Source organism: Streptomyces turgidiscabies Car8 (assembly GCF_000331005.1).
Taxonomy (GTDB): Bacteria; Actinomycetota; Actinomycetes; order Streptomycetales; family Streptomycetaceae; genus Streptomyces; species Streptomyces turgidiscabies.
Map to the genome: position 1 here is coordinate 1 of NZ_AEJB01000300.1, position 10,011 is coordinate 10,011.

The 10,011-nt window shown below is 70.9% G+C and carries 8 protein-coding genes; 7 read left to right on the top strand and 1 reads right to left on the bottom strand.

Annotated elements, in window-relative coordinates:
- The first annotated feature begins 200 nt into the window (after nt 1-200).
- The 3 genes from STRTUCAR8_RS19975 to STRTUCAR8_RS19985 all read left to right on the top strand — a co-directional run bounded on the left by STRTUCAR8_RS19975 (nt 201) and on the right by STRTUCAR8_RS19985 (nt 2,936).
- Nucleotides 201-1,037 carry a DUF1206 domain-containing protein gene (locus tag STRTUCAR8_RS19975; protein WP_006377674.1) on the top strand — a complete coding sequence of 279 codons (837 nt, stop codon included), beginning with the start codon at nt 201-203 and terminating at the stop codon, nt 1,035-1,037.
- Nucleotides 1,038-1,163: 126 nt separating this feature from the next.
- A complete protein-coding gene (locus tag STRTUCAR8_RS53425; RefSeq protein ID WP_006377669.1) occupies nt 1,164-1,601 on the top strand; it encodes a hypothetical protein in 438 nt (145 codons plus the stop codon).
- A gap of 192 nt (nt 1,602-1,793) precedes the next feature.
- On the top strand, nt 1,794-2,936 hold the full coding sequence (locus STRTUCAR8_RS19985) for a hypothetical protein (RefSeq protein WP_143666566.1): 1,143 nt from the start codon (nt 1,794-1,796) through the stop codon (nt 2,934-2,936).
- A 55-nt stretch (nt 2,937-2,991) separates the two neighbouring features.
- Here the strand turns inward: STRTUCAR8_RS19985 and STRTUCAR8_RS19990 are convergent, their stop codons facing one another.
- Nucleotides 2,992-3,666 carry a class I SAM-dependent methyltransferase gene (locus tag STRTUCAR8_RS19990; protein ID WP_006377672.1) on the bottom strand — a complete coding sequence of 225 codons (675 nt, stop codon included), beginning with the start codon at nt 3,664-3,666 and terminating at the stop codon, nt 2,992-2,994.
- Nucleotides 3,667-3,780: 114 nt separating this feature from the next.
- Between STRTUCAR8_RS19990 and pgm the strand changes: the two genes are divergently transcribed.
- The 4 genes from pgm (at nt 3,781) to STRTUCAR8_RS20010 (ending at nt 9,989) form a co-directional block, all read left to right on the top strand.
- Complete coding sequence (gene pgm / locus STRTUCAR8_RS19995; RefSeq protein ID WP_006377671.1) at nt 3,781-5,421, top strand: phosphoglucomutase (alpha-D-glucose-1,6-bisphosphate-dependent); 1,641 nt, start codon at nt 3,781-3,783, stop codon at nt 5,419-5,421.
- A 234-nt stretch (nt 5,422-5,655) separates the two neighbouring features.
- The gene (locus STRTUCAR8_RS20000; RefSeq protein ID WP_407705471.1) at nt 5,656-7,224 is read left to right on the top strand and encodes an FMN-binding glutamate synthase family protein; all 1,569 of its coding nucleotides are present in this window, start codon (nt 5,656-5,658) and stop codon (nt 7,222-7,224) included.
- Nucleotides 7,225-7,268: 44 nt separating this feature from the next.
- Nucleotides 7,269-9,023 (top strand): thiamine pyrophosphate-dependent enzyme, encoded by a 1,755-nt coding sequence (locus STRTUCAR8_RS20005; RefSeq protein WP_006377677.1) that lies wholly within the window; start codon nt 7,269-7,271, stop codon nt 9,021-9,023.
- 123 nt (nt 9,024-9,146) lie between these two features.
- A complete protein-coding gene (locus tag STRTUCAR8_RS20010) occupies nt 9,147-9,989 on the top strand; it encodes an RNA polymerase sigma factor SigF (RefSeq protein ID WP_044472516.1) in 843 nt (280 codons plus the stop codon).
- Nucleotides 9,990-10,011 lie beyond the last annotated feature (22 nt).

The window sequence follows — 10,011 nt, forward strand, 5'->3', positions numbered from 1 at the left end:
CGTCTGTCTGTGGTCGGTGGCGGGCGGCGACGGGCCGGGCCTGCCGCCGAGTACCACCCAGGGCCGCGTCAGCGTTCGCCTTCCGCCGTCCTGTGCACGGCTGCGGACGGACGGCACCGCGTGCGCTTGAAAGCGGGTTGCCCGGGAAAGCGGGTTCCACGGCCACTGCCGTGCCGAGACCCACGCTCTGAGGAGGGCACGTGACAACTTCCCGGTTGCAGGGACGGCTCCGGGCCGCCGGGCCCGATTCCCGTCGTTCCGCGGAGAAGCAGACCCTGACCGCCGCCGGACGGGCGGGCTTCGCCGCGCGAGGTGTGGTGTACGTCCTCATCGGGGCACTGGCCGTCCGGATCGCCTTCGGCAGCGGCGGCGAGTCGGCGGACCGCCAGGGCGCCCTGTCCCAGATCGCGGCGCAGCCCTTCGGGAAGGTGATGCTCTGGGCCCTGGTCGTCGGGTTCGGCTGCATGGCGTTGTGGCGTGGTGCCGGCGCCGTTTTCGGCCGGGGGGCCAAGCGCAAGGCGGCCTCGCGGGCCCTCGACGGAGGGCGGGCACTCTTCTACGCCGCCGTCTGCTGGGCCACCGCCGTGTACGCGGCCGGCGGCGGCCAGGGCGACAGTGGGAACGCTCAGTCCCAGGACTGGACGGCATCGGCGCTCAAGCTGCCCGCCGGCCGGTTCCTGGTCGGTGCCGCGGGCTGCGTTCTGATCGGCGTCGGCGTGGTACTGGCTGTCCGGGCGGCCATGCGGCGCTTCCTGCGTCAGCTCGACACGGGCGCCATGAGCCAGCGTACGAAGCAGGTCGTCACCGCTCTGGGAGTGGGCGGAGGTGTGGCACGCGGTGCGGTGTTCGCCGCGGCCGGGATCTTCGTCCTGGTGGCGGCCGTCCGCTTCGACCCGCACGAGGCGAAGGGGATGGACGCGACGCTGCGCAGCTTCACCCAGACACCGGCGGGGCCGTGGCTCCTGGTGGCCGTGGCGATCGGGCTGGTCCTCTTCGGAGTCTTCTCCTTCGCCTCGGCGCGGTGGCGTCGCCTGTAGGACGGCGCTCCGACTCGAACAGCTCGTGCGCATACCCGAGACCCGGAGTGGACGCAACCTGTGGCGGTGGCAGGACGGGCACAAGGGATCTACCGTGAAAACAGAAGCAGATCCCAGGAGCGCGTCATGATCATCCTCGGACTCGTCATTCTTGTCGCCGCAGTGGTCATCGGTGTCGCCGGTGTTGTCTCCAACAGCGGCGGTGCCCACGATCTCACCGGCGGGTTCTCCGTCTTCGGAGTGGACGTCACCGGCTCCACCGGCACCCTCTTCCTCTGCGGGATCGTCGTAGGGGCAGCGGGTCTGCTCGGGCTGAGCCTGCTCCTTGCCGGTGCGAGCCGGGGATCTCGGCGGGGCGGCACCGGACGGCACGGCGTCAGACGGTCTCGGCGTGCGACAGCCGTACCCGAGAACGAGCGGGACGCTCTGATCGAGGATCGCGACTCCGCCCGTTCCCCGGGCGAGCGGTCGGCGCGGATGGAGCCGGAGGACGAAGACCCCGGCGGCACGGCCGTACGCCCCCGTCAGAAGAATCACTGGTTCCACCATCGGGCCGCTCACTGACGCCCTGGATCCCGGGAGCCCCAGGTTTCTCCCCGACGCGGCACCCCCGATCGCTCAGGATCGGGGGTTTTCTCATGCGCGGATCCGGCCCGGAGAACCTCGGACGAACGCGCGTGCAACAAAACGCGCCCCCCGACGCATCGATGTATACGGGGGAGCAGTTCCTCCACGAGGGGAGAGCACACAGTGACCGTGGGACGAAGGATCGCAGGACAGTTGGCGGGGGTCGGGGCGATCACGATGGTGATCAGCGGGACCGCGACCGCCGAGCCGGCAGGGGGAGGAGCCTGGGCGGAGACGCCGACGGGCCAGGTCTCGGTGATGAGCGTGGCGCAGCCGAGCCCGACGAAGACCTGGGCCGCCGGCGCCGAGATCGTCGGGGACCCGGAGAGCGGCAACATCAGCTTCACGCCCGCCATGTACGAGCGTGACCTCGCCCGAGGCGGGGCCTGGAAGCGGACAGCGCTCCGGGGCGCCGACGCGTGGGACAGCAGAATCAACGACATCAGCACCGCGTCCGACGGCTCTGCGTTCTTCGTCGGTGACCAGGGTTCCGACGGCGGAGGCGTCCTGGTCGGGCGCTACGTGGGCGGCGCCTGGCAGCTGACCCCCGGCACACTCCCTGCCGGGACGGTGGAAGCCAGTCTGCTGTCGGTGAGTTCGGTCTCCGGCCAGGACGCATGGGCGGTGGGCCAGGGCTACACGGAGGACACCTTCACCCAGATCCCGGTCGTCCAGCACTGGGACGGCCGGCGCTGGCGCTCCGTGCAGATCCCGGGGTCGGCGAACTGGGGCCTGCACCAGGTGGTGGAGCTGGCACCGAACGACGTGTGGACGGTCGGAGTGGACTACGACACGGGTCAGTCCGTCGCCGTGCACTGGGACGGCCGCCGGTGGACGCGGACGCCCACCCCGGTGTTCCCCGACTCGGCGGTCCTCTTCGACGTCGTCGCCCGCAGCTCGACGGACATCTGGGCCGTGGGCTGGTCGCGCGACACCGACAAGCAGCGCCCGGCGGGGATGGCCCTGCACTGGGACGGCGTCTCGTGGACCCAGGTGCCGCTGCCCGCGGGCACGTTCTCACTGCAGGCGGCGACCCTGCGGCCGAACGGCGGCCTTGCCGTCGTGGGCGGCAACGACGACGCGGCTGTCGGCCTGTCCTGGACGCCCGCCGAGGGCTGGCGGTCGCTCGGTCTGCCCGAGAGCGATCCGCAACTGCCCCTCGGCGTCAGCTCGGTGGTGGCCAACGGCACACACCTGACCGTCGGCGGCTGGCACTACCGGTCCAGTGGCAACGGCGACACCTTCAAGAGCGGCGCCATCCTCACCAAGTAGAGGGGTCCTCAGCCAGAGGGTTCCGCACGCAGGGGAGCCCTTATGCGAAGGGTCTTCACGCCGTCTCGTCGCGGCGGCAGTGCAGGAAGAGATGGGGCTCGGGCCCGGCGGCGGGGTGATCGGGGGCGAAGACGGTGCTGTGGCGGGACAGCGCCGTCAGCCCCGCCGCGCTCACCATTCCGACGAAGTCCTCCTCGGAGAAGCTCGTCGCACGGACCGGCTCGCCCATGAACACGAACTCCATGTCCTCCACGTCCGCGGGCACGGTGGCCACCACCAGATGGCCGCCGGGCCGCAGAGCCAGGGCCAGGCGTCGCATCAGCGCCGCCTGCTCGGCGCGGGTCATCTGCAGCAGTGAGAAGAAGACGCACACGCCGTCGAACGAGTCCGCCTCGAGCGGAAGCTCCCGGATGTCGCCGCAGCGGAACTCGGCCTCGGGGACCTGACGGACGGCGAGTTCGACCATGACGGGGGAGACGTCGACCCCGAGCACCGTGTGCCCCGCCGCGACGAGCGCGGCCGCGGTGGGCTGCCCGGTGCCGCTGCCCACGTCCAGCGTCCGTGCTCCGGAAGGCAGCCGCTCGATCAGCCAGTCCAGCGCGGCCACATGCGCGGGGGCATGCGCGAACGCCTTCTCGTAGTCGGGGCCCAGCGCGTCGAACAGCACGGCAGCGGGCGGCCGTTGGTCCTCGTGCCTCACGTCGGTGTCCCTCTCCTCGCCGGTCTGCATCGTCGCACCCGCCGCCCGTGGGCCACAACGGTCGCCCGGTGGGCGTCCGGGCGGGCCGGGCAGGGAAGAATGGGGGCCGTAACCCACGGTCGGACCCTTGCGGAGGAGCCGGAAATGCAGGACGCGCGAGCGGGACAGGTCGCCGAACCCCAGGACCTCATCGATGTGGCCCGCCTGGTCACGGCGTACTACGCGCTGCACCCCGACCCGGCCGAACCCGGCCAGCGGGTGGCGTTCGGCACCTCGGGACACCGTGGCTCGGCTCTCGCGACGGCGTTCAACGAGGACCACATCGCGGCCACCAGCCAGGCCATCTGCGAGTACCGCGCCGCCCAGGGCACCGACGGCCCCCTCTTCCTCGGCGCCGACACCCACGCCCTGTCCGAGCCCGCGCGGATCACGGCACTGGAGGTGTTCGCCGCCAACGACGTGACCGTCCTCATCGACCAGACCGACGGCTACACGCCCACCCCGGCGGTCTCGCACGCCATCCTCGCCCACAACCGAGGCCGCACGTCCGGCCTCGCCGACGGTGTGGTGGTCACCCCCTCGCACAACCCGCCCGCCGACGGCGGCTTCAAGTACAACCCGCCGAGCGGAGGCCCCGCCGGTTCCGAGGCGACCTCCTGGATCCAGGACCGCGCCAACGAGATCATCACCGGCGGCCTGAAGGACGTACGCCGCATCCCCTACACCCGCGCCCTCGCCGCCCCCGGAACCGGACGGCACGACTTCCTCGGCGCCTATGTCGCCGACCTGCCGAACGTGCTGGACCTGGAGGCGATCCGGGCCGCCGGCGTGCGCATCGGCGCCGATCCGCTGGGCGGCGCCTCCGTCGCCTACTGGGGGCGTATCGCCGAGCAGCACCGGCTCGACCTGACGGTGGTCAACCCGCTCGCCGACCCCACCTGGCGTTTCATGACGCTGGACTGGGACGGCAAGATCCGCATGGACTGCTCCTCCCCGTACGCCATGGCCTCGCTCATCGAGCAGCGCGACCGGTTCGACATCGCCACCGGCAACGACGCCGACGCCGACCGGCACGGCATCGTCACGCCGGACGGCGGCCTGATGAACCCCAACCACTACCTGGCCGTGGCGATCTCCTACCTGTTCTCGCACCGGGAGCAGTGGCCGGCGGGTGCCGGCATCGGCAAGACGCTGGTGTCGTCCAGCATGATCGACCGGGTCGCGGCGGACGTCGGCCGGCCGCTCGTCGAGGTCCCGGTCGGATTCAAGTGGTTCGTGGACGGCCTGTCCGACGGAACGCTCGGCTTCGGCGGCGAGGAGTCTGCGGGCGCCTCCTTCCTGCGCCGCGACGGCTCGGTGTGGACCACCGACAAGGACGGCATCACCCTGGCCCTGCTCGCCTCCGAGATCACCGCGGTCACGGGCAGGACCCCCTCGCAGCACTACGCGCAGCTCACCGACCGCTTCGGCGCCCCCGCCTACGCGCGCATCGACGCCCCGGCCTCCCGCGAGGAGAAGGCCCTGCTCGCCAAACTGTCCCCGGGCCAGGTCACCGCGGACACCCTCGCCGGCGAGCCGGTCACCAAGGTGCTCACCGAGGCCCCCGGCAACGGCGCCGCCCTCGGCGGCATCAAGGTCGCCACCGAGAACGCCTGGTTCGCGGCCCGTCCCTCCGGCACCGAGGACGTCTACAAGATCTACGCGGAGTCCTTCCTCGGCCCGGACCATCTGCACCGGATCCAGGAGGAAGCGCGGTCCGTCGTACTGACCGCCCTGGGCACCTGACACGGACGGGACCCGGGTACGGCGCCGAGCGCCGCCCGGGCCCCTCCGCGCACGGCCCGGCCGGTGAATTCCGGCCCGCACCGAACCCGATGTGCCGCCCCTCCCGCACGTGCGCCCACCCCGTCCGCCGACGGGGCGCCGCACACACGGCACGGCACTTTGACGTCTCTTGGGACGGCCGAAGTGCATGGAGTCGGGTCATCGGGCAAGGTGCGAGGGGTGATACGTGTGGGAATCATCGTCCTGACCTGGGCCGCAGCCGTCGCCGCGGTCGTGGCCTCGCTCCAGGTCTCGCCCTTCTGGCTGTTCGCCGCCCTTCCGCTCGCACTCATCGCCCTGCTGGGCACCTGGGACCTGCTGCAGCGCCGGCACTCCGTGCTACGGAACTATCCCGTCCTGGGGCACGCCCGCTTTTTGCTGGAGCGGATACGCCCCGAACTCCAGCAGTACTTCATCGAGCGGAACTACGACGGGCGGCCCTTCGACCGGGACGTGCGCAGCATCGTCTACGAGCGCGCGAAGGGCACCGACGCGGAGGAGCCGTTCGGCACCGAACGGGACGTGTACCTGCCCGGCTACGAGTTCCTCGTCCCCTCCATGGCACCCCGCGAGGTGCCGAAGACCCCGCCACGGGTACGCATCGGCGGCCCCGACTGCGCCCGCCCGTACGACATGGCGCTGCTGAACGTGTCGGCGATGAGTTTCGGGTCGCTGTCGGCCAACGCGATCCTCGCGCTCAACGGGGGCGCCGCGGCCGGCGGCTTCGCCCACGACACCGGTGAGGGCGGCCTGTCGGAGTACCACCTGCGTCCGGGCGGCGACCTCGTCTGGGAGATCGGCACCGGGTACTTCGGCTGCCGCACCGACGACGGTGATTTCGACCCGTCCGAATTCGCGGACAAGGCCGCGCACGAGCACGTCAAGTGCGTGTCCCTGAAACTCTCGCAGGGAGCCAAGCCCGGTATCGGGGGTGTGCTGCCCGGAGCGAAGGTCAACGCGGAGATCGCCCGGGTCCGGGACGTGCCGCAGGGGAAGACGGTCATCTCACCGCCGTACCACCGGGTGTTCTCCACCCCGCGTGAACTCGTCCGCTTCATCGCCCGGATGCGGGAGCTGTCCGGCGGGAAGCCCACCGGCTTCAAGCTCTGCGTGGGCTCGCGACAGCAGTTCCTCGCCGTGTGCAAGGCCATGCTGGACGAGGGAACGGCACCCGACTTCATCGTGGTGGACGGAGCCGAGGGCGGGACCGGCGCCGCACCGCTGGAGTTCGCCGACCATGTGGGTACCCCCCTCACCGAGGGGCTGCTCACGGTGCACAACGCCCTCGTCGGCGCCGGTCTGCGCGACCGGGTCAGGATCGGTGCGAGCGGCAAGATCGCCACCGGAACCGAGCTGGTCAAACGCATGGTGCAGGGCGCCGACTACGGCAACGCCGCCCGGGCGATGATGTTCGCCGTCGGCTGCATCCAGGCGCAGCGGTGCCACACCAACACCTGCCCCACGGGTGTCACGACCCAGGACCCCCGCCGAGCCCGCGCTCTCGACGTCCGGGACAAGACGCCGCGCGTCCAGCGCTTCCAGGAGGCGACCGTGGCCGGCGCGCTGCAGATCATGGCGTCCATGGGCGTCACCGACCCCGCCCAGTTGCGCCCGCACATGCTCCACCGGCGCATCGACGCGTGCACCGAACGCTCCTACGAGGAGTTGTACGAGTGGCTCGCGCCGGGCCAGCTGCTCGCCGAGCCGCCGGCCTCGTGGGCGGCCGACTGGCGAGCCGCCGACCCCGACCGTTTCACCGTCTGACCTTGTGACCTGTGACCTGTGACCTTGTGACCTGGAGGATCCACGTGGCCCGTACTGTTGCCCGCCTCATCGTCGACGCACTGAGCGAACTCGGTGTGCGCCAAGTCTTCGGCGTCGTGGGAGACGCGCTCAACCCCCTGACGGACGCCCTGCGCACCACGGAGGGCCTCGAATGGGTGGGCTGCCGGCACGAGGAGGCAGCGGCGTTCGCCGCGAGTGCCCAGTCGCAGCTCACCGGGACCCTCGGCGTGTGCATGGGCACGGTCGGGCCCGGTTCCGTCCACCTCCTCAACGGGCTGTACGACGCGGCCAAGAGCCATGCGCCGGTGCTGGCGATCGCCGGCCAGGTGCCGCTCGCCGAGCTCGGCAGCGACTACTTCCAGGAGGTCGACAACGACGCGCTCTTCAGCGACGTGGCCGTCTTCCGCGCGACCATCACCTCACCCGACCAGCTGCCGCGGCTGCTGGAGACGGCCGTGCGCACCGCACTGGGCCGCAAGGGCGTCGCCGTCCTCACCGTGCCGGGGGACCTGGGCGACCAGAAACTGACCGCCGACCGGCCGACCCGGTTCTCCCTGAACCCTCCGGTCAGCCGACCGGACGACTCCGCCGTCCGGCACGCGGCGGAACTCCTCGACCGCTCCGAAAGCGTCACCCTGCTCGTCGGCGAAGGCGCCCGGGCGGCTCGCGAGGACGTCCTCGCCCTCGCCGACCGGCTGGCGGCGCCGATGGTGCTCACCCTGAAGGCCAAGGCGGGCTTCGAGGGCCCGGCCAACCCCTTCCAGGTCGGCCAGACGGGCCTGATCGGCAACCCGGCCGCCGCGGCGGCCCTCCAGGACGCCGGCACCCTTCTGCTGCTCGGTACCGACTTCCCCTACCGGGACTGGTATCCCGAGGGCCGTACGGTCATCCAGGTGGACACCGAGGCCACCCATATCGGGCGCCGGGTACCGGTGGACGTAGGGCTCGTGGGCGACACCGGCGCCACCGTGCGCGACCTCCTGGGCCACCTCGCCGTCCGGACCGAAGGGGCCCGTGACCGCTCACACCTCGACAAGGCGCGCGCACACTTCGACCGGTGGCGCGACGGCCAGGCCCGGCTCGCCGATCCCGGACATGACAAGGGGATCGTGGGCCGACTGCGTTCCGCGCTGGACAACCGCGCGCACGACATCCGGCCCGAGGCGCTGGCCGCCGCCGTGGACCGGGCCGCGGCCGACGACGCCGTCTTCACCTCGGACACGGGAATGGCCACGGTGTGGCTCTCGCGTTTCGTCGAGATGCGCGGGGAGCGGCGCCTCCTCGGTTCCTTCAATCTCGGCTCGATGGCCAACGCGATGCCTCAGGCGCTGGGTGCCCAGTGCCTCGACCGGGACCGCCAGGTCGTGGCCTTCTGCGGCGACGGCGGCCTGAGCATGCTTCTCGGTGATCTCATGACCCTGAAGACCTACCGCCTTCCCGTCAAGCTCGTCGTCTTCGACAACCGACGACTGGGCATGGTCAAACTCGAACAGGAGCAGGTCGGGCTGCCGGAGTTCGGCACCGTCCTCGACAATCCCGACTTCGCCGCCGTGGCCGAGGCGATGGGCATCACCGGTATCCGGGTGACGGACCCCGCCGACCTCGAAGACGCCGTGCGGCGGGCGTTCCGCACCGACGGCCCCGTCCTGCTCGACGTCCTCACCAACCCCGACGAGATCGCCGTACCCGCCAAGCCGACGGTCGAGCAGGGCTGGGGTTTCGCGGTGGCCAAGGTGAAGGAAGTCGTACGGAGCCACGGGGACACGAGCGACCACTGATCGACTGCCACGCCCGAGAAAGTTCAGAGATCCGAGGAATGTATGTCGGCGGCCGGGGTAGACGCGTGCGTGCCGGACGATGAACCGGCGACGACGAGACCGAACTACCGGGAGGGGCACATCATGACGACGACCACCGTGCGGACCGCCGAACAGAGGGTGGACGTACCGGAGATCGCGGACCCTTCCAAGGTCGCGCCGAAGGACGCGCGGGAGTTGTCGAAGCTGTTCTTCGATCAGCTGACGGTGCTGGAGGAGGGCACGCCCGAGTACCAGTTCGCGCGGGGCACGCTGATCGAGATGAACATGTCCCTGGTCCGCTACGCGGCCGGACGGTTCCGCAGCCGTGGTCCGGAGGAGATGGAGGACGTCGTCCAGGTCGGCATGATCGGCCTGATCAAGGCGATCGACCGGTTCGAGCTGACCCGTGAGGTGGAGTTCGCCTCCTTCGCCGTCCCGTACATCGTCGGTGAGATCAAGCGCTTCTTCCGCGACACGACCTGGGCCGTGCACGTGCCCCGGCGTCTGCAGGAGGCTCGCGTCCAACTGGCGCGGGCCAGCGAGGAACTGCACGGCAGGCTGGGTCGGACGCCGACGATCAGTGAGCTGTCCGAGCTGATGAGCCTTCCGGAGGACGAGGTCGTCGAGGCCCAGCTGGCCTCCAACGGCTACAAGTCGGCCTCCCTCGACGCGGCCATGAGCGGCAGCGAGGACGGCGAGGCCGCGCTGGCGGACTTCATCGGCGACGAGGACGCGGCCCTCGGACTGGTCGAGGACTTCCACGCCCTCGCCCCCATGATCGCCGAACTGGACGTGCGTGAGCGGCAGATCATCCACTGGCGCTACGTCGACGAACTCACCCAGGCCCAGATCGGCGAACGTCTCGGTGTCTCCCAGATGCACGTCTCGCGGCTGATCACCCGCCTGCTGGCCCGACTGCGTGCAGGCATGCTCACCACCCAGTGACATCCGATGACCTACCTGTGCG